The organism is Flavobacterium sp. (genome assembly GCF_043778725.1).
Lineage (GTDB): Bacteria > Bacteroidota > Bacteroidia > Flavobacteriales > Flavobacteriaceae > Flavobacterium.
In genome coordinates this window covers 62,967-83,856 of sequence record NZ_JAYWFT010000095.1, presented here as the reverse complement: position 1 = coordinate 83,856, position 20,890 = coordinate 62,967, and the positions used below count along the sequence as shown (strand labels likewise).

Here is a 20,890-nt window from a genome sequence, read left to right as displayed (position 1 = left end):
ATGAGCAATATTTTAAATCAAATAGGTATTGAAAATTACATCTTCCTTTCCGTTTTGCTATTTTGTATCGGAATTTTTGGAGTGTTGTACAGAAGAAATGCCATCATCGTTTTTATGTCAATTGAAATTATGTTAAATGCTGTAAACTTATTGTTTGTAGCTTTTGCAACGTATTGGCAAGATCCAAAAGGAGAAGTATTCGTATTTTTCTCAATGGCTGTTGCTGCTGCCGAAGTTGCTGTTGGTTTGGCAATTTTAGTTTCAATTTTCCGAAATATTGGTTCGGTTGATATATCAAATTTAAAAAACTTAAAAGGATAATCCCTAATGGAGAATAGTTTAGTTTTACTCTTATTATTAGCCCCATTTGTTGGGTTCTTATTTAATGTTTTCTTCGGAAAAAAAGTAGGGAAAAGTATTTCAGGTGCAATAGGAACAATTGCTGTGGCAGTTTCTTTTGTAATGAGCATCTACTTTTTTATGCAATTAAATACAACTGGAAAACCAATTGAAGTTAAATTATTTGATTGGATTCAAATAGGAAAACTTAAAGTTGATTTCGGAATTCTATTAGACCAATTGTCTTTGTTATGGTTATTGTTTGTAACCGGAATTGGTTCTTTGATTCACTTATATTCTATCAGCTACATGCATGAAGATGATAATATGCACAAGTTTTTTGCGTATTTGAATTTATTCATCTTCTTCATGATAACATTAGTAGTTGGAAGCAATCTATTAGTAATGTTTATTGGTTGGGAAGGCGTTGGACTTTGCTCCTACTTGCTTATCGGATTTTGGTATAAAAACCAAGATTATAACGACGCAGCTAAGAAAGCATTCATTATGAATAGAATTGGAGATTTAGGTTTCTTGATTGGGATTTTTATTTTGGCATATGCCTTTAATACATTAGATTTTGTTAAGATGAGTAATATGATGTTTTCAGTATATAATAATTATACCGGACCATTTCCAAATACTACACATTGGTCATTGCTTTCAATCGCCGCATTATGCTTATTCATCGGAGCAACAGGAAAATCGGCACAATTACCACTTTACACTTGGTTGCCAGATGCAATGGCTGGTCCAACTCCAGTTTCTGCATTGATTCACGCAGCAACGATGGTAACTGCTGGTATTTTCATGATTACAAGAATGAATTTCTTGTTTGATTTAACACCAGATGTTCAAAATATAATTGCAATTGTTGGAGCAATAACTGCATTAGTAGCAGCATCAATTGGGTTGCTTCAAAACGATATCAAAAAAGTATTAGCTTATTCTACAGTTTCGCAATTAGGTTTAATGTTTTTAGCATTAGGTCTTGGAGCATATAATGTTGCTGTTTTCCACGTAATCACTCATGCTTTTTTTAAAGCATGTTTATTCTTGGGTTCAGGTTCAGTAATTCATGCTTTACATGGCGAACAAGATATGCGTAAAATGGGCGGTTTGCGCAAAGCAATGCCAATCACATTTGCAACCATGTTAATTTCAACATTAGCTATTGCAGGTATTTTTCCTTTCGCAGGATTTTGGTCAAAAGACGAAATCTTAATGGTAGCTTTTGAACACAATAAAGCATTGTGGATTGTAGGCTCAATTGCATCAATCATGACAGCTTTCTATATGTTCAGATTAATGTATCTAACTTTCTTTAGAGATTTTAGAGGAACTGAAGAACAAAAACATCATTTACACGAAAGTCCAAGTTTAATTACTTTACCACTTATAATTTTAGCAGCTTTAGCAACTGTTGGCGGATTGATTAACTTACCAAAACCTATTGGAAATGGCTGGTTAAATCATTTCTTGGAACCAGTTTTACTTTCCAAACATAAAGAAGAAAGTATCTTTGAAGGCAACGCAATGATGCTAATGGCAATTGCTTTAACAGGTGCAATAATCGGAATTGTTTGGGCGTACTCTAAATACATCAAACAAGGATTTGTACCAAAACAAGATTCAGAAATCACAGGTTTTTCTAAAACTATTTATAATAAATATTACGTTGATGAAGTGTATACTTCTTTAATTGTAAAACCAATAAACGCACTTTCAAATTTCTTTAGAACCACATTAGAACCTGCTTTAGGAAATGTAGTTTACGGATTTGGAACTGTAGTAAACGGACTTGGCAATCAAGGTAAAAAATTACAATCAGGAAGTATTGGTTTATACCTTTTTGCCTTTGTAATTGGAGTTTTAGCAATAGTTAGTTATTTATTTTTAGCACAATAATTTAAAGAAAATGAACGTATCACTTATATTAATTATCCTTTTAATTGGTGCTTTGGCAACTTTCCTTTCTGGAGATAAATTCGCTTCTAAAGTGGCTTTATTCTTTAGTTTATTGGCTCTAGGTTGTACAACTGTATTAGTAAATCACTTTTTAGGCGGAGTTGACATCAGCTTAAACAATCCTTGGATCTTACAACCCAACGTTTCTTTTGCTTTAAAAGCAGATGGTTTGGCATTAGCAATGGTTTTATTGACCGTTTCTTTGACCCCAATTATCATCTTTTCTTCTTTTGGAAATGCTTTTAATAAATCTAAAAACTTCTACGCATTAGTATTATTCATGGCGTTTGCAATGACAGGAACTTTTCTAGCTGCTGACGGATTGTTGTATTATATCTTCTGGGAATTATCATTATTACCAATCTATTTTATCGCTTTAGTTTGGGGTAATGGCGATGCTGAAGAACGCAAAAAAGCAGTTGTCAAATTTTTTATTTACACATTAGCTGGATCACTATTCATGTTAATTGCTTTTGCCTATTTATATACTAAAGCTGGTAGTTTCTTAGTGTCAGATTTAACCAAATTAGATTTAACGGCAACGGAACAAACTTGGATTTTCTTCGCATTCTTTTTAGCCTATGCTATTAAAATTCCAATTATACCATTTCACACTTGGCAAGCAAAAGTATACCAAAAAGCACCAACTGTTGGAACAATGCTTTTGTCTGGTATCATGCTAAAAATGGGATTGTACAGCGTTATTCGTTGGCAATTACCGATTGCGCCTTTAGCTGCAAAAACGTATATGCCAGTTTTAATTGGATTGAGTATTGCTGGAGTAATTTATGGTTCAATAGTGGCTTTACGTCAAAAAGATTTGAAGAAATTATTAGCTTATTCGTCATTAGCTCACGTTGGATTAATCGCTGCCGGATGTTATACTTTAACAGAAGCAGGATTGAGCGGTGCCGTTTCTCAAATGATTGCGCACGGATTTGTAATCGTAGGTTTATTCTTTGCTGCCGAAGTAATTTTTAGAAGATTTGAAACTAATAAAATTGCTGATTTAGGCGGAATTCGTTCACAAGCGCCAAAATTTACTTCAATGTTTATGATTATTGTTTTGGCTTCTGTTGCTTTACCTGGAACGTTTAATTTTATTGGAGAATTCACAGTTTTATATAGTCTGTCTCAAGTAAATATTTGGTTCGCAGTTCTTGGTGGAACAACTATTATTTTGGGAGCTTATTATATGTTAAAAATGTTCCAAAATGTAATGCTTGGAGAAACAAACACAACCATTTTTGCAGATGTTACACCAAGTGAAACACTAGTTTTTATAGTTATAATTGCCTTTTTACTTTTCTACGGATTGTATCCAAAACCAATTGTAGATTTGGTAAATCCAAGCATTGTTGAGATTCTAAAGCAAATTAATAGATAGTTTTTAATGGTTGATTTAGATAAGTTAAGAAAAGAAATAAGTGATTTATACGATGAATGTTTAGAAAATTTAGAACAATTTCATAAAAAAATAGATTTATTTCAAATTTCTGAAACTTTAGCAAATACAATTAAAGAAAAAACTGATATTGATTTAGAAAATTATTGGATATGTATTGATAATTATGGAATTATTCATACTCTTGAAAATCATGGTAATCCAATATCTGAAGCGAAAAGAGGTCAGATTGCAGTAGAAAAAGATGATTTTTTAAAAATGATTGAAGTTTGTTTAAACCCAGATACTGTAAAATGTATTGGAAATACAAAACACACAAAAAAACCATTATTGCAATTTGAAAAAATTATTGAAAATAAATTATTTGTAATAAAAGAAGTAAGAATAGTAACTAGTACAAAGAAAAATAAAGTGAACCGATTGGTTTTTCATACAATGTATAAAATTAAAGCCACCAATTAAATCGATGGCTTTAAAAAAATCTTACGAGTTATGAGGCACGAAGCACTCCTACTCAAAACGTCCAAAACGCTTAAGATAATACAAAGTTATAAAAATAAATTGACATAAAAATAAATTAAAAAGAATGAATACATTAATAGCAATATCAGGTTTAGGCGTTTTTTGTCTTATAGCTGAAATATTTAATTTTAGAAAAGCAATTGTTCCTGTAGTAATCTTAGGATTAGTAGCCGTTTTAGGAACAACACTAAATCTTTGGTCTTTTGGCACATTAGCCAATGACAGCTATACTAACATGATTGTTGTAGATAAATTTTCATCTGCATTTTCATCGTTATTTATTCTTCTTGCTATATTTATTATTGCAATGGGATATGATGTTTATAAAGATCATCCAACCAAAATTTCCGATTATATTGCCATCAAAATATTTCTTCTTGCTGGTGCAATTGCCATGGTTTCATTCTCCAATTTATCTATGTTTTTCTTAGGAATTGAAACGCTTTCTATCGCATTATACATCTTAGCCGGAAGCAGTAGATTGGACATAAAAAGTAATGAAGCTGGTATGAAATATTTCTTAATGGGATCATTTGCATCTGGAATTATATTGTTTGGTATTTGTTTAATTTATGGTGCGATGGGAAGTTTTGACGTTAGAGAAATTAGCGAAGCATCGGTTTCTGCCGAATTACCTGTTTGGTTTCCTATTGGAGTTGTTCTTGTAGTAATTGGAATGTTGTTTAAAATTGCAGCTGTTCCATTTCATTTTTGGGCTCCAGATGTTTACGAGGGTTCACCAACACTAGTTACAACAACAATGAGTACTTTGGTAAAAGTGGTTGCTGTAGCTACATTATATAAATTAGTTACGGTTTTAAACTTGAATTTATCGTTTGACAATGAAAATATTCTAACTTCATTTCAATTAATTGTAGTTATCGTATCCATTGCGTCAATGACCATCGGAAACATAATGGCATTACGCCAAACGAATGTAAAACGTATGCTTGCATTTTCTGGAATTTCTCATGCAGGATTTATGTTAATGGCTTTATTGACATTGGCAAATTCATCAACAACTTTGCTATATTATGCTTCGGCTTATGCTTTAGCAGGAATCGCATCATTTGCTGTGATTATAAATGTTACCAAAAATAAAGACAACGAAGACATCATCAACTTTAACGGTTTAGGAAAAACAAATCCGTTAATGGCAGCAATTTTAACAGCATCACTTTTATCTATGGCTGGAATTCCAATTTTTTCTGGATTTTTTGCTAAGTTTATGTTGTTTACTCAAACCATTCAAGCTGGATATTTAGTAGTAGTTATTGCTGGTGTAATCAATTCAATTATAAGTGTTGGTTACTATTTCAAATTGATTTTAGCAATGTACACAAAAGAACCAACCGAAGAAAAGCAAGCAACTCCGTTCGTATATTATGCCGTTGGAACGGTTTCAATTCTATTAAACATCATCATCGGATTATATCCATCTTTGGTTACCAATTTATTGAAATAAAAAAAACAAACTTAAAATTATAACAACCATCAAAAGTAATTTTGGTGGTTTTTTATTTATCAACAATCTACAAAATTAACTTTTGTAAATCATCGACATAAAATCATATTCTGTAATTTTACAAGATGTATGCTTTAGTCGATTGTAACAATTTTTATGCTTCGTGCGAACGCGTTTTCCAACCTCAATATATTGGAAAACCAGTTGTTATTTTGTCTAATAACGACGGTTGTGTAATCTCTAGAAGTAATGAAGCCATATCAGTTGGCGTTCCAATGGGTGCACCCGAATTTAAAATTCGAGATTTAATTAAAGAAAAAAATGTTAAAGTTTTTTCGTCTAATTATCCTTTGTATGGCGATTTGAGTAATCGTGTAATGAAAATCCTTGAAGCATTTACTCCAAATTTAGAAATATACAGCATTGATGAAGCCTTTCTAAATTTTGACGGAATGTCAATTGCCGATTATCACGACTATGGAATTCAAATGAAAAACCGTGTGCAAAAATGGGTTGGAATTCCGGTTTGTGTTGGCTTTGCTCCTACTAAAGCTTTATCAAAAGTTGCCAATAAAATCGCCAAAAAATTTCAGGAAAGAACACAAGGAATTTATGTAATTGACACCGATGAAAAACGAATCAAGGCACTAAAATGGACCAAGATTGAAGACGTGTGGGGAATTGGTTTTAGATTAAGAAAAAAAATGATGGCACACAACATTCTTACAGCTTACGATTTTACAAAACCACAATACGAAGCATGGATTAAAAAAGAAATGGGCGTAATTGGCATGCGCTTAAAATATGAATTAGAAGGAAAATCGGTTTTAGATTTAGAACCCATTAAAGAACAGAAAAAAAGTATTGCCACCACAAGAAGTTTTCCAAAACAAATTTCAGATTTTGATGATTTGAGAGAACGTGTAGCCACTTTTGCAGCAGTTTGTGCAGAGAAATTACGAAAACAAAACTCGTGTTGCCAAACCATTATTGTAATGCTAGTTATAGACAAACACAAATATGAAAATCAAAAATATTATTTCAACAAAGCCATAACATTGCCGTATGCCACCAATTCAACTATAACAATTTCAAATGCTGCAATTGCTATATTGAAAGAATTGTATGTTGGAAATGAAAATATAAAATTCAAAAAAGCTGGTGTTATCGTTACCGAATTGATTGACGAAAACAAGAAACAATTTCAGTTATTTGAAGAAGAAAATCCAAAACACTTAGCACTAATGAAAGCTATGGATTATCTCAATACAAAAATTGGCGATAGAAAAGTAAAGTTAGGAACCCAAAATTTAAACCTAACTTGGAACATGAATCAGAAACATTTATCACCAAGATTCACAACAAAATTTAAAGAAATACTAGAAATAAAATGTCAATAAAAAAAGAAGAAACCTTAACTTTTTATCGTCCAGATTTTGAAAGCGACATTAAAATTCCTTACATAAAAGAAGGTGTATCGGCAGGATTTCCATCACCGGCAACCGATTTTATGGAAAATGACATCGACTTGAATAAAGAATTATGCAAAAATCCGTTAGCAACATTTTACATAAAAGTAAAAGGAAATTCAATGGTCAATGCCGGCATAAACGACAAAGATATTCTAATAGTTGACCGAAGTTTAGAACCACAAGACAACAAAATTGCCGTTTGTTTCATCGATGGTGAATTCACTGTAAAACGAATTAAAATTGATAAAGACTGCATTTATTTAATGCCAGAAAATAAAAATTACCAACCCATAAAAGTCACAGACGAAAATGAGTTGATAATTTGGGGTATAGTTATTTATGTTATTAAAAACATGTGAAAATTTCTACCAAAAAACAGTGTACAAAGCGGCTACAATAGAAACAATTACCAACATTCCAACAGTGAAACTTGGTGACATTTTAAACATAGTTTTATCTACTTCTAATCCGTTGGTTGGAACACCATTTCTAGTTTCAAACTTACTTATAAAGTACATTCCGATTACGCAAATTAAAAATACAAATCCCATTCTATCAATAAACGGAATTTCATAAACTCCATCGGCGTTTGGAACCGAAAATCCCATCGGATTTAAGAATGAAAGATCTACAAACGAAGGCATAAATTTGAATATAATAGAAAAAAGGAATCCACCAATTGTTGCAAATAATGCTGCATTAGAAGTAGTTTTTTTCCAAAAGAATCCAAGAATAAACATCGCAAAAACTCCCGGACTTACAAATCCTGTATATTCTTGAATGAATTGAAATCCACCTTTTTTACCAATTCCTAAAAATGGCGCTACAACAACGGCAATAAGCATTGCGGTAATAATAGCCATTTTTCCAATTTTTACTAATTTCTTTTCATCGGCAGTAATATTTAGCTTTGTTTTATAAATATCTAACGTGAAAATTGTAGCTATACTATTGGCTTTTCCTGCTAATGAAGCCACAATTGCAGCAGTTAAAGCAGCAAACGAAAGACCTTTCAAGCCAACTGGTAATAAATTTAATAAAGTAGGATAAGCTCTGTCGGGATTTACACTTCCGTCTTGCAACATTTCGGTATGAAAATGTCCATTTTGATATAAAACATAAGCTGCAATTCCGGGTAAAACAACAATAATTGGCATCAATAATTTTAAGAAAGCAGCAAATAAAATTCCACCACGAGCCGTTTTTAAATCGGCACCCAAAGCTCTTTGAGTGATGTATTGATTACAACCCCAATAATTCAAATTGATGATTAACATTCCACCAATTAAAACCGAAAGTCCTGGTAAATCCATATAATTCGGATTCGATTTTTCGAAAATCATGTGAAAATGATCGCTCGCATGTGTAGTCATCAAGTTAAATCCGTTGATAACTCCTTCTGAACCAAATTCTTTTGCAACCAAATTTAATGCTAAATACGTTGTTATCAATCCGCCTAAAATTAGAAAAAACACTTGAATTACATCGGTATATCCAATAACTTTCATTCCTCCAAGGGTAATCATCACTGCAAAAAATGCCAAGAAAACCATACACAAAGTAAGATTCAATCCCGAAATACTACTGATTGCTAAAGCACCCAAATATAGAATAGAAGTAAGATTTACAAAAATATAAAGCAACAACCAAAAAACTGCCATAATCATTGCCACATTGCTGTTGTACCTTTTGTTAAGGTATTGTGGCATAGTGAAAATTTTATTTTTTAAATAAACAGGCATAAAGAAAACAGCCACAATTATTAGTGTTATCGCTGCCATCCATTCGTAAGTTGCAATTGCCAATCCCATTTTAAATCCGCTTCCGCTGGTTCCAATAAACTGTTCGGCACTAATATTACTCGCAATTAATGACGCACCAATTGCCCACCAAGTAAGCGAACCTTCGGCAAGAAAATAATCTTTACTACTGGTTTGTTCTTTCTTTTTTCGGTTGTAAATCCAAAATCCGTATCCAACAATTATGATGAAATAGAGAAAGAAAACAATATAATCTTTGGTGGCTAGTGTTTGCATTTGTTTGGTTTAATGGTTAGTTTTTAGTTTTTTAAATATTTTTCAAACCATTAAGGTATTATCATTATTAAAGCTTAATGAACCTTAATTTCTTAATGGTTTATAATTTATTCTTTTAAATTATTTCTTTTTATAATGTACATCCGATAATTCTCGTAAAATTTTAGCGCTTTGTTCCGGTGAAATATCACGTTGTGCTTCACCAAGCATTTCATAACCAACCATAAATTTCTTTACAGTTGCACTACGCAATAATGGCGGATAAAAGTGCATGTGAAAATGCCATTCGGGATGCGAAATTCTGTCGGTTGGCGCTTGATGAATACCTGATGAATAAGGAAACGATGTCTCAAATAAATTATCGTATTTTACCGTAATTGCTTTTATAATTTCGGCAAATGCAGTCGTTTCATCATTAGTCATTGCAATAATATTTCCAAAATGTCGCTTGCTGATAATCATGGTTTCATAAGGCCAAGTTGCCCAAAACGGAACCAAAACTACAAAATGATTGTTCTCAATAACAATGCGTTCATTCAGTTTTAATTCTTCGTCCAAATAATCTTTTAGCAAACTAGTTTTATTTTTTTCAAAATAAGAACGGAGATTTTTTTGGGTTTTTTCTACTTGAGTTGGCAACGATGATTGCGCCCAAACCTGCCCATGTGGATGCGGATTACTACAACCCATAACGCTACCTTTATTTTCAAATATTTGAACATAATTGATAAAATCTTGACTTCCCAATTCGATGTATTGTGTTGCCCAAGTCTTAACTACTTTTTCTATGTCTGAAACTTCCATTTCTGGTAACGTCAAATTGTGTTTTGGCGAAAAACAAATCACTTTATTAATACCTCTTTCGGGTTTTAATTGAAATAATGGTTTCGAATTATTTTCAAATTGAACTTCTTCTTTTAGTAAAGCAGAAAAGTCATTTTCAAACACATAACAATCGGTATAATTCTCATTTTTTACTCCGTTCGAACGAACATTTCCCGAACATAAATAGCAGTTTTCATCGTGTTCTGGACGATTATCTTCGGAAATTTTTTCGTTTTGTCCTTGCCACGGACGCTTGGCTCGATGCGGCGAAACCAATATCCATTCATCTAATAATGGATTGTATCTTCTATGTGGATGTTCGTTGTTGTTGAATTTTTGCATTTTATTTTTTTTCTGACACAAATTTCACGAATTTTCACAAATTAATTGGTTTGCAAATTTCACTAATTTAAGATGTTTGATTTTTTCAAACCATTAAGAAATTAAGGTTCATTAAGTCTTAATTGCCTTAACTTTCTTAATGGTTAAATTGAAGATTATTTTTTATATTCTGTCGTTCCTTTTGAAATTTTTACTTTGTATGATTTTAATTCGATGCCAAAAACATTACGATATTGCTCAGATATTTTTTCGATTAACTCATTTTCTGAACCTTTTTCGACTAAATTTATAGAACAACCGCCAAATCCTCCGCCCATCATTCTTGAGCCTAAAACATGTTTTTCATTTGCCACAGCATTTACTAAAAAGTCAATTTCGTCGCAACTTACCTCATATTCTTTAGACAAACCATGATGTGTTTCGGTCATTAATTGTCCTAATTTTTCAAAATCTGATTGTTGTAAAGAAGCAACCGCATCTTGAACGCGTTGAATTTCTTTTACAACAAAATGACAACGTTTAAAAATAATTTCGCCCAATTGTTCTTTCAATTCCAAAATTATTTCTTCTGTACAATTCCGGAATGTTTTTACTTCTGGAAAATGTTCTTTTATAATGGCTAATCCTTGTTCTACTTCGTTTCTTCGGTCGTTATAACCCGATGTTAAATGCGTATGTTTTACATTACTATCCAATAAAAGTAAGGAATATTTTTTGAAATCGGCTTTATGATATTCGTATTCCAAAGTGTTGCAATCTAATTTTATAACTTTATTTTTCTTTCCAAAAACTGATGCAAATTGATCCATAATTCCGCAATTTACACCTACAAATGTATGTTCCGATTTTTGTCCGATAACTGCAATTTCTTCTTTGGTTAAACCTAAATCATACAATTTATTCAAAGCATAACCAATGCCACATTCTAATGCTGCCGATGACGAAAGCCCTGCTCCCATTGGAATTGTACTGCTAAAAACAATATTAAAACCTTGATGCAATCCTTTGTTTTTCAGTTGATGTAAAACGCCTAAAATGTAGTTTACCCACATTTTATCTATTGGTTTTAAATCCTCTTTTAAATCAAATTTATAAGCTTCATTCAAATCTTTTGCGATAATTGCACATTCCGTATTGGTGTTTTTTGAAATGGCAAAACAGATGTATTTATTGATTGCCGCTGGCAAAACAAATCCGTCGTTATAATCTACATGTTCGCCAATAATATTGATTCTTCCTGGCGAAAGAAAAATATGTTCGGGTTTTTTTTGAAATAAATTTTCAAAATATTCCGATGTATGTTGTATTAGTTTTTTTTTCATTTTATGCTGAACTTGTTCCAGTATCTATTAATTATTTTACAAGATTGATTGAGGTTGAACCAGAATTGAGTCCGTTGGCTTTGGCTTCTAATTTTATAGTTCCAATGGTTTTCCCAGCTTGTAGTATCACTTGACATTTTCCATTAAAAGCACTTCTTTGCCAAGCACCAACATCGCATTTATCAGGTTCGTGCGAACTCGGATCGCCATTTCCAACACCAATAATTTTAGCATCGCCTGTGAGATAAAATCGAATCCTATTGTCAGCATCTGGAACTTCTCTACCTTTTTCATCGGTTAAAGAAATATTAATTACCGTTGCATCTTTTCCATCGGCAGTTAAAATAGTTTTGTCTGGAGAAAGTACAACATTCAAAACTTGACTTGTAGTTTCAACTTTTGCCGTTAGTTTTTTACCTTTTTTATAGGCTACAGCTTCTAAAGTTCCAGGTTCATAAATTACTTCCCAGTTTAAATGACTGTTTCTTGGCATTGTTTTTTTACCTAAACTTTTTCCATTTAAAAAAAGTTCAACATCATCGGCATTTGAATTTACCCAAACATCAATTGGTTTTCTTATTTTTTCTGGCCAATTCCAATGTGGAGAAATATGTAAAACAGCCTCATCTGTCCACCAACTTTGGTAGTAATAATATATGTTTTTTGGAAAACCGCAAACATCCATAATTCCAAAATGCGAATTTACATTTGGCCATTTATACGGCGTTGGTTCGCCACGATAATCAAAACCTGTCCATACAAATCCTCCCATCCAATAGTCGTTTTCTGCGGCTAATTTCCACCAAGTTTCTGCTTTGCTTGCCCACCAAGGCGCCGTGATATCTTGATCGGGAACGTAAGCTCGAATGCTGTCTTTTTCGTAAATTCCTCTAGTAGTTACGGTGCTTCCCATTTCGGTTCCAAGTATTGGTTGGTTGGAATGATCGCGATGGTAATCGGCAACAGCATATTCACGATAATTGAAACCACGAACAGGAACTACTTCGTTTACACCATTAAATTCATTGCCCATATCGGCGGCATAAGTGCTCGTTCTTGATGGATCTAATTCTTTTTGTTTTGCTAATAATGTTTGAGCAATTTTTTTACCAGTTTCGGTTTTTTGAATCCAACCTTCTTCGTTACCTATAGACCAAAGAAATACCGATGGATGATTTCTATCTCTTTTAATTAGTCGTTCCAACTGATCTATATATTCTGGACTACTGTTTAGCAAACGTTGTTCGTCAAGAACCAACATTCCTAGACTATCACAGGCTTGAAGCAATTCTGGTGTTGGCGCATTATGACTGGTTCTGTAGGCATTAGAGCCCATTTTTTTTAATAATTTAATGCGATAATAGTTCATGTAATCTGGTAGCGCACTTCCTATTCCTGCGTGATCTTGATGGATGTTTGTGCCTTGAATTTTGATGTGTTTTCCGTTTAAAAAGAAACCTGAAGTTGCATCAAATTTTATTGTTCTTACTCCAAATGTGCTTTTAATTTTATCTACAATTTGATTGTTTTCCTTCACAACCGAAACTACTCTGTATAAATAAGGATCTTCCAAAGACCATAAACGTGCCTTGTTTAAAGATAAATTTTGTTTTATAATCGCTCGTTCATTTACTGAAAGGGACATTTTTTTCTCGCTAGTTTTGGCAAGTATTTTTCCGTTTCTATCAGTTATATAAGAATAAACAATGCATTGTGAAGGTTTTAAGTTTTTGTTTTCGACAGTAGTTTCAATGTTTATATCCGCATTTTTTCCTTTTACTTCTGGAACTACATACAAACCGCCTTCTGGAATGTGCAAATTATTGAATTGGTTGAGCCAAACATGTCTGTAAATTCCGGCACCTTCATAAAACCAACCTTCATATTGTGTGGCATCAACTCTAACCACTAGAATATTTTCTTTGTCAAAATTGATGTAATCGGTAACATCATACGATTTTCCTACATAACCGCTAGCATTTGTTCCAACAAAAAAACCGTTTATCCAAATGGATGCGTTGCGATAAATTCCGTCAAATTGAATTTCAAATCGACTGTTGGATGCGTCTTTAGTAACCAAAAAATGTTTGCGGTACCAACCAATACTAGTTTCGGGATAAAATCCGCCAACAGGTTTATAGCCATGAGATTGCACGTCAAAATTATCAGAATTTTGAAAAGGTAAATCCACAGCCCAATCGTGAGGCAAGTTTACCGATGTCCAAGTGGTGTCAATAAATTTTGAATCAATAGCCGTATTTACAGCAGCACCAGATTTTGAAAAAATAGTTGCCGTACTGTAATTGAAATCTTTATCGGGATTGGCAGCGTGACCAAAATGAAACTTCCAATCTTCATTAAGATTTATTTTCTTTTGAGCGTTTGCATTGAATCCGTTTAAAATAAAAAACGAAATTGCTAATGCTATTCTTCCGAAATTATAGATTGAGAAATTCTGCATAATTTTATTTTTCTTTAAAAGCGTCTAATGCTGGTGATGGTTTTCCGTCGGCTTGCCAAGCACTTAAACTATAACCACTCCAAGATTTTTCGCCTTGTGGTTCCCAATAAAGCACACCAATTCCTTTGTTTTTCGGGACATTTTTAACCGCTTTTATAGTTGCAACCAACATATCGTGCGTGTTTTGCACTTTGTCATATTCGCCACCAACTTCCACAACCATAACTTCTTTATTGTATCGTTTTGCCATATCATTCAAGTTAAATTGCAAATCGGCAATGGTTTCGGTAAACTCTTTTTTTATCCAATACGGATAATACGACAAACCAATTACATCATATTTTACTTTTTGAGCCGTTGCATTATCAAAGAAAATTCTAAACTTTTCGTTGTTATTTCCTTCATCTACATGAACGATTACTTTAATGTTTTTATCGACTGCTTTCACGGCATCGTAGCCTTTATTTAATAATTGTCCGAGTTGATTCCAGTTTTTTGTACTTCCTTCTGGCCATAACATTCCGCCTGGAATTTCGTTCCCAACTTGAACCCATTCTGGAGTAACACCAGCCATTTTTAACGCATTTATTACATCAAAAGTGTGGTTGTAAACATCATTTTTTAATTCCTCGAAACTATGATTTTCCCATGCTTTTGGTTTAAATTGTTTTGCTGGATCAGCCCAAGAATCAGAATAATGAAAATCAATCATAATGCGCATTCCCATTTTTTGAGCACGCAATGCCATGGCAATCGTTTCCTCTTTACTACAATGTCCGCTTGCTTTATCGTCATTTGGATTTACAAAAACTCGAAGCCGAATAGAATTCATTCCTCTATCTTTTAGCAGTTGTAAACAATCTTTTTGGGTTCCGTCAGTGTCATAAAATTTATAACCTGTGGCTTCCATTTGTGGCAACCAACCCACATCGGCTCCTTTTGCGAAAGCAGTTTTTGTAGAAGATTTTAATTTGCTTTGTGCAATTCCATTTAATGAAAATAGAAAAGCTACAAACAGTAATTTTAGAATTGATTTTTTCATATTAATTTTGACTAAAAACATCCAATACAGGAAGTGAATTGTTATTAAAATCCCACAAAGATTGATTTTCCCAACTTGAACCATTTGTAGATGTTGGTCCGCGAAAAGCAACCCATTCTGAACCCCAATAACAAAAACCAATTCCTTTAGAACTTTGTTTGATGGTAGTTTTTAAAGCAGACAAGTAGTTTTTTTGACCATCATTTGTTGCAGGATAATCTGGAATTATTTGACTTGGTAAACCAACAATGTTATTTGTATAATCGTTGTATCCAAAAGTAAACGGATAGGCAGTTTCGGCAATAACAACTTTTTTATTGTATAAATTTCCTAACGAATTCATGGTGTTTTGCAAAGTTACTAGACTTTTTCCATGCCAAATAGGATAGTATGACAATCCGATGTAATCATAATTTATGTTTTTTACTTTATCAAAATAATAGTCAGATCCTGAAATTCCGGCATAATGAAGCATTATTTTGGTAATTGGCGCCTGACTTCTTATAGTGGTACTAGCAGTTTGAAGCAATTGCAAATATTGCGATTCGTTGGTTGATAATTTTCCTTCGGGCCAAATCATTCCGTCGTTAGTTTCGTTTCCAATTTGGAAAATATCAGGTTGGATTTCGGTTAGAATAGTTGACGTATAATTTGCCACAGCAATTTTCAAATCGGAAAACGATAAACTTTGCCAAGCAACAGGTTTTGTTTGATTTGCTGGATCAGCCCAAGTATCTGAATAATGAACTGTTAGCCAAACTTTCATACCCAAATTCTTTGCTCTAAGTGCTAACGTTTTAACTTCGGCAAGACCAGAATGTACATCTGATGGATCTTTCCACAAACGAATTCTTATGGTATTGCAACCAGCATTTTTAAGCGTAGTAAGTGCATTTTCGGCAACTCCATTGTGTTTGTAAATTGTTCCTTCACTTTCAATTAATGGTAAATAGGACACATCTGCGGCACGAATAAAATCGTCGGTTGTTACAACAGGAGTTGGTGTTGGTGTTGGACTATCACTAGAAGAACACGAAACTAAATTCAATGTTAACAGCACCAAAAAAGACAATTTCAATGTTTTTTTTATAGTTTTCATAGCTTATAATTTTTCAAATTTAAAAGTAGTTTCATGATGATAAGTTACTCCTTTTTTTAATATGGAATTCGGAAAATGCTCATGATTTGGAGCATCAGGAAAATTTTGAGTTTCAAAACAAATGCCGCTTAACGGATGATAACTCGCGTTTTCTTTTCCTTTAATTTGGTTAAAACAGTTGCCTCCAACATAAATATGAACGGCAGGTTGGTTGGTAAAAACAGACATTTTAAGTTTATTTTTTTTACTTAAAAGGTTAGCCGCAACTTCATTTTTTTTATCTAAAACAAACGTATTGTCAATTTTTGTTGGACATTCTTTTGGGCTTGTATAATCGAATGGTGTTTGCTTTATTTCAAAAAACTTACCTGTTGGAATAGTGTTAATATTGGTTTCTAAAGTTTGATGTGAATTTACAAAAAGTTCTTGGTTTATAATATCGCTCGAATGTCCGTCAAGGTTAAAATAACTGTGTTGTGTTAAATTAATGACCGTGTCTTCTGACGATTTTGCAGTCATTTCAACTTTCAATTCGTTTTCTTCTGTTAAAGTATAAGTTACTTCGACTGAAAGTTCTCCAGGAAAATTTTCTTCGCCATCTTTACTTGTGTATTGCAAAGTAATTGAAGGATTTTTATTGGTTGTAACCGATTTTACTTCCCAAAAAGCTTTGCTAAATCCTTCAAAACCACCATGAAGCTGATGCGAATTGTGATTTTTTGTAAGCTGAATTGTTTTTCCGTTTAGCATAAATCTAGCATTATTTATTCGTCCTGCGTATCTTCCTACTATTGCTCCAAGATAGGGCGCGCTGGACAAATTAAAAGAATTTATATAATTTTCTAGATTTTCAAAACCCAAAACAACATCAACTTTTTCTTTTTCATTAATAGGAATTTTTAGTGATGTTATTGTAGCTCCATAATTTATAACCTCTAATTCTGTTCCTTTATTATTTTTTAAAGCATAGCAAAAAACCTCTTCACTATTGGGCAAAAAACCAAACGATTTCTTATTTAAAGCAGTTGAAAATTGTGAAAAATGACTTTTTAACATGTTTATTTTATCAATGTGGCATCAAATATAACAAACTAGACCGTTAAGCCATACCAGTACCTACCAGTTTTTTTGTATCTTGCCACCAGTTAATTACTTTAGGATGAAAATTATTACTCTAGAAAACCAGTCTTCATTGCCCAAATACAAGCAAATTGTACTTTCAATAGAGGTAGCTATTGCAGAAAATAGGTTGAAACGAAATGATAAATTACCATCGGTTAACAAAGTTTGTTTGGAATTTTCAATTTCTAGAGATACTGTTTTACAAGCTTATGATGAACTAAAAAAACGAGGGATAATTTATGCAATTTTGGGCAAAGGCTACTATGTAAAAAGTGTAGAATTTAGCTTTGAGCAACGCATTTTCTTGCTTTTTGATGAGTTGAATATTTTTAAAGAAGATATATATAATTCTTTTTTAGATGCAATGCGCGCATCGGCACAAATAGACATTTTTTTTCATCATTTTAATATTGAAATGTTCAAAAAACTGATAAATGAAAGTAATGGAAATTATTCTAAATACATTATTATGCCAACAAATTTAGTTGGTGCATCGGCATTAATAAAAATGCTTCCCAAAGAGGATGTTTATATTTTAGATCAAACAAATGCCGACTTAAAAGAGTATCCTTCGGTGCATCAAAATTTTGTTAAAGATATTTATGAAGCCTTGTTAAAAGGGAATTATTTATTGGAAAAATATGAAAAACTAATTTTGATTTTTCCTGGATTTCGAGAACCTTTAGGTATGAAAATTGGCTTTGAAAAATTTTGTGTAGATTTTTCATTCCATTATGAAATCATTACCGAATTTTCAAATAGAGAAATTAAAAAAGGCGAAGTATTCGTCATTCCAGACGACAGAGATTTGGTTAAAGTTATTGAAAAATCGAAACTTCAAAAATTAAAACTAGGTAGTGATTTTGGGATTATTTCTTACAATGAAACACCTTTAAAAAAAGTTGTAGCAAATGGAATTACAACCATATCTACCGATTTTAATGAAATGGGAACTTTATTAGCCGAAATGATTTTAGACAATAAAAAAATTCAAATTGAGAATAAAAGTAGCTTGATAATTAGAGGTTCGCTGTAACTGCTTTTTCTAAACATAAAACCCATAGCCATTGAAAACTATGGGGTTTATTAAAATTTATTTTGTCAATTTTAAAGTGATTACATCGTGAGAAGCGATATCAGAAATAAACGCTTTTTTGGTAGTTCCTATTTCCTTGTTAAGCCAAAGATCTCTGAGTTTAAAAACTGCTTTGGATGGATCTAATTCTAGATTGAAATCGGCATCTTTTATTAGATTTTTAGTCCAATCGAAATTTATTTTTTTAGAGGTTGTGCTTCTATTTAAGAAAGTTACTGCCCAATTTCCGTCGGATAATGGCTTTACCCAAATCTCTAAACCGTCTTGATTAGCATATTTAAAACCTTGAATTCCTAGCTTATCTTGGTTTACTGCTATCAATTCTTTATTGGTTAAAACAGCAAGTGTTTCTTTAGACATTTTTCTAAAATCGTTTCCAGCAATTAACGGAGAGGCCATCATTGACCACATTGTAAAATGTGATTTGTCTTCTACATTGGTCATACCGTCACCAACTTCCATCATGTCAAAATCATTCCAATGATCTGGACCAGAGAATTTACGTATGTCTTTTCTCATTTCAATAATTTTCATAAATCCCCAAGAAGACCAACTTCCATGATTGTCTTCGCAGTCAAAACACGGACTAATATCACCCGAAATTCTCCATAAGTTTCCAATTGGTTTTCCCCAATTCCAAGGTTGATTGTCACCCCATTCACATAGACTAAAAACAATTGGTTTTCCGGCAGTTTTTAGAGCATTACTCATTGTTGTATAAGCTTCTTTAGCATTTATACCTTCGGTATTGCACCAGTCATATTTTAAAAAATCGATATTCAAATTGGCATAAAAACGTGCATCTTGATATTCATACCCACGAGTTCCTGGATAACCAGCACATGTTTTTGTACCCGCACAATTGTACAATCCAAACTTCAATCCTTTGGCATGCACATAGTCAATCAATGATTTCATTCCCGATGGAAATTTTACTGGATCGGGAACTAAATCGCCATTAGCATCACGCTCTTTTGTCATCCATCCATCGTCTAGAACGATATAAGTGTAGCCTACATCTTTCATGCCTGAAGCAACCATAATATTGGCGGTTTCTTTTACTAATTTTTCGTCGATATTGGTTTCAAAAGTGTTCCAAGAATTCCAACCCATTGGTGGAGTATTGGCCAAACCTTCGTATTTTCCTGATTCTTGTTTGTGGGTATTTCCTTGACAGAAAGAGGCAATAGAAAAACTAAATACTATAAGCGTTATTGTGATTTTTTTCATGATTTTTTATATAAAAAGAAACCCTGAATGAATAACAAAATCAGGGTTTCAAACAAAAATTATAAACTACTCAAATTTATTAATTTAAAATAAAACCAACATCATCAATGTAAAGTTTATCGCCTCCTCCATTGTTATATTCTTGAAGTACAATTTCATTTATTGTTGCAGGAGTTCCTCCTAAATCTGAAAAAGGAATATTGAAAGTTTTCCAATTACTATTGAAAGTAATTTCTTTACCTGCGCTATAATTTCCGTTTATAACTACTTTAAATTTTCCTGTTTCTTTAGTACTTTTAAAGGAAAGTCTAATTCCCGAATAACCTGTTGTGGAAACTGGAGAAGAATACATCGGAAATTTAAAACCTGTATAGCCTGAAAACGTTGCCTGTATTGAACTTGCTCCTTGAATTTTAACATTGGTATCAACTGTAAAACCGCTTCCATCCCATGGTCCCAAATAGTTTTCTACAAATGGAGCTGCTGCATCATCATAAATTGCAGTTCCAATAGCTTGTGTGCTAGTTGCAAATCCAGATATTGTTGTAACTGTAACAAATTGATGAGAAGGATTAGCTGGTACAATAACTTGAATTTGTGTTAAAGAGCTTGAAACAATTGTAGCTGCAGATGTACCAAAGGTAACTGCAGGATTAAGAAAGAAGTTTCCATAAATTGTAACCGTATCTCCTGCGCTTGCATTTATTGGGTTATAACTACTTAAAACTGGTGCTGGTGGCGCAATAACAAAATGATATGTTGCAGTGCCATAACTAGTTACCACTTTTAGTTCGTCAGTAGAATTGGCATAAGGTGTGTTGATGTCTACAGTAACAAAAATTTCTGTATCGGTTACTAATGTTGGATTAAAATAAGTATCTTTTTCATTGAAATAGATTTTTTTTGTTGTTGTAAAACCCGAACCTCTTATGATATATAAATTATTAGCATAACCTAAGGTAATTGGCGTTAAACTTGACGGACTACCATCGGCATTTACAGAAGCTGCAACGCTATTAATAACAGGAGCGCTATTGCTAGAACTGGAGTTGTCATCTTTACTGCAAGATGACAATAAGAATAATGAAACTATAAACGCTAAAAAGCTATTTATTTTTTTATTTTTACTGTTTTTCATGATTTT

The 20,890-nt window shown here is 32.7% G+C and carries 17 protein-coding genes; 8 read left to right on the top strand and 9 right to left on the bottom strand.

Annotated elements, in window-relative coordinates; translation table 11 throughout:
* The 7 genes from nuoK to ACH2CG_RS08660 all read left to right on the top strand — a co-directional run bounded on the left by nuoK (position 1) and on the right by ACH2CG_RS08660 (position 7,530).
* Positions 1-321: an NADH-quinone oxidoreductase subunit NuoK gene (nuoK, locus tag ACH2CG_RS08690; RefSeq protein WP_395064215.1), complete on the top strand. Its 321-nt coding sequence runs from the start codon at positions 1-3 to the stop codon at positions 319-321.
* A gap of 6 nt (positions 322-327) precedes the next feature.
* Positions 328-2,247, top strand: a complete 1,920-nt coding sequence (nuoL, locus tag ACH2CG_RS08685) for an NADH-quinone oxidoreductase subunit L (protein WP_395064213.1) — start codon at positions 328-330, stop codon at positions 2,245-2,247.
* A 10-nt stretch (positions 2,248-2,257) separates the two neighbouring features.
* Positions 2,258-3,694, top strand: a complete 1,437-nt coding sequence (locus tag ACH2CG_RS08680; RefSeq protein WP_395064211.1) for a NuoM family protein — start codon at positions 2,258-2,260, stop codon at positions 3,692-3,694.
* 6 nt (positions 3,695-3,700) lie between these two features.
* Entirely contained in the window at positions 3,701-4,174 is a 474-nt protein-coding gene (locus tag ACH2CG_RS08675) for a hypothetical protein (protein ID WP_395064209.1), read from the top strand.
* 124 nt (positions 4,175-4,298) lie between these two features.
* The gene (locus tag ACH2CG_RS08670; protein ID WP_395064207.1) at positions 4,299-5,699 is read left to right on the top strand and encodes an NADH-quinone oxidoreductase subunit N; all 1,401 of its coding nucleotides are present in this window, start codon (positions 4,299-4,301) and stop codon (positions 5,697-5,699) included.
* 125 nt (positions 5,700-5,824) lie between these two features.
* A complete protein-coding gene (locus ACH2CG_RS08665; RefSeq protein ID WP_395064205.1) occupies positions 5,825-7,099 on the top strand; it encodes a Y-family DNA polymerase in 1,275 nt (424 codons plus the stop codon).
* Positions 7,090-7,530 (top strand): LexA family protein, encoded by a 441-nt coding sequence (locus ACH2CG_RS08660; protein WP_395064203.1) that lies wholly within the window; start codon positions 7,090-7,092, stop codon positions 7,528-7,530. The genes ACH2CG_RS08665 and ACH2CG_RS08660 overlap by 10 nt, the downstream gene beginning before the upstream one ends.
* 6 nt (positions 7,531-7,536) lie before the next feature.
* Here ACH2CG_RS08660 and ACH2CG_RS08655 read toward each other — a convergent pair whose 3' ends face one another.
* The 7 genes from ACH2CG_RS08655 to ACH2CG_RS08625 all read right to left on the bottom strand — a co-directional run bounded on the left by ACH2CG_RS08655 (position 7,537) and on the right by ACH2CG_RS08625 (position 17,354).
* Positions 7,537-9,207: a sodium/sugar symporter gene (locus ACH2CG_RS08655; protein ID WP_395064201.1), complete on the bottom strand. Its 1,671-nt coding sequence runs from the start codon at positions 9,205-9,207 to the stop codon at positions 7,537-7,539.
* Positions 9,208-9,327: 120 nt separating this feature from the next.
* Entirely contained in the window at positions 9,328-10,374 is a 1,047-nt protein-coding gene (locus ACH2CG_RS08650) for a UDP-glucose--hexose-1-phosphate uridylyltransferase (protein WP_395064199.1), read from the bottom strand.
* Positions 10,375-10,529: 155 nt separating this feature from the next.
* On the bottom strand, positions 10,530-11,696 hold the full coding sequence (gene galK, locus ACH2CG_RS08645) for a galactokinase (protein ID WP_395064197.1): 1,167 nt from the start codon (positions 11,694-11,696) through the stop codon (positions 10,530-10,532).
* Positions 11,697-11,727: 31 nt separating this feature from the next.
* The gene (gene galA, locus ACH2CG_RS08640) at positions 11,728-14,157 is read right to left on the bottom strand and encodes a beta-galactosidase GalA (RefSeq protein ID WP_395064195.1); all 2,430 of its coding nucleotides are present in this window, start codon (positions 14,155-14,157) and stop codon (positions 11,728-11,730) included.
* Positions 14,158-14,161: 4 nt separating this feature from the next.
* Positions 14,162-15,199: an arabinogalactan endo-beta-1,4-galactanase gene (locus ACH2CG_RS08635; protein WP_395064193.1), complete on the bottom strand. Its 1,038-nt coding sequence runs from the start codon at positions 15,197-15,199 to the stop codon at positions 14,162-14,164.
* A gap of 1 nt (position 15,200) precedes the next feature.
* Positions 15,201-16,298, bottom strand: a complete 1,098-nt coding sequence (locus ACH2CG_RS08630; RefSeq protein WP_395064191.1) for an arabinogalactan endo-beta-1,4-galactanase — start codon at positions 16,296-16,298, stop codon at positions 15,201-15,203.
* Positions 16,299-16,301: 3 nt separating this feature from the next.
* Positions 16,302-17,354, bottom strand: coding sequence for an aldose epimerase family protein (locus ACH2CG_RS08625; RefSeq protein WP_395064189.1), 1,053 nt, complete (start codon positions 17,352-17,354; stop codon positions 16,302-16,304).
* 103 nt (positions 17,355-17,457) lie between these two features.
* On the opposite strand from ACH2CG_RS08625, the gene ACH2CG_RS08620 reads away from it, so the two are divergent.
* The gene (locus ACH2CG_RS08620; protein WP_395064187.1) at positions 17,458-18,456 is read left to right on the top strand and encodes a GntR family transcriptional regulator; all 999 of its coding nucleotides are present in this window, start codon (positions 17,458-17,460) and stop codon (positions 18,454-18,456) included.
* 57 nt (positions 18,457-18,513) lie between these two features.
* On the opposite strand, the gene ACH2CG_RS08615 is transcribed toward ACH2CG_RS08620, so the two are convergent.
* The gene (locus ACH2CG_RS08615) at positions 18,514-19,746 is read right to left on the bottom strand and encodes a glycoside hydrolase family 27 protein (RefSeq protein ID WP_395064184.1); all 1,233 of its coding nucleotides are present in this window, start codon (positions 19,744-19,746) and stop codon (positions 18,514-18,516) included.
* A gap of 79 nt (positions 19,747-19,825) precedes the next feature.
* A complete protein-coding gene (locus ACH2CG_RS08610; protein WP_395064182.1) occupies positions 19,826-20,884 on the bottom strand; it encodes an IPT/TIG domain-containing protein in 1,059 nt (352 codons plus the stop codon).
* Between the last annotated feature and the right edge of the window lie 6 nt (positions 20,885-20,890).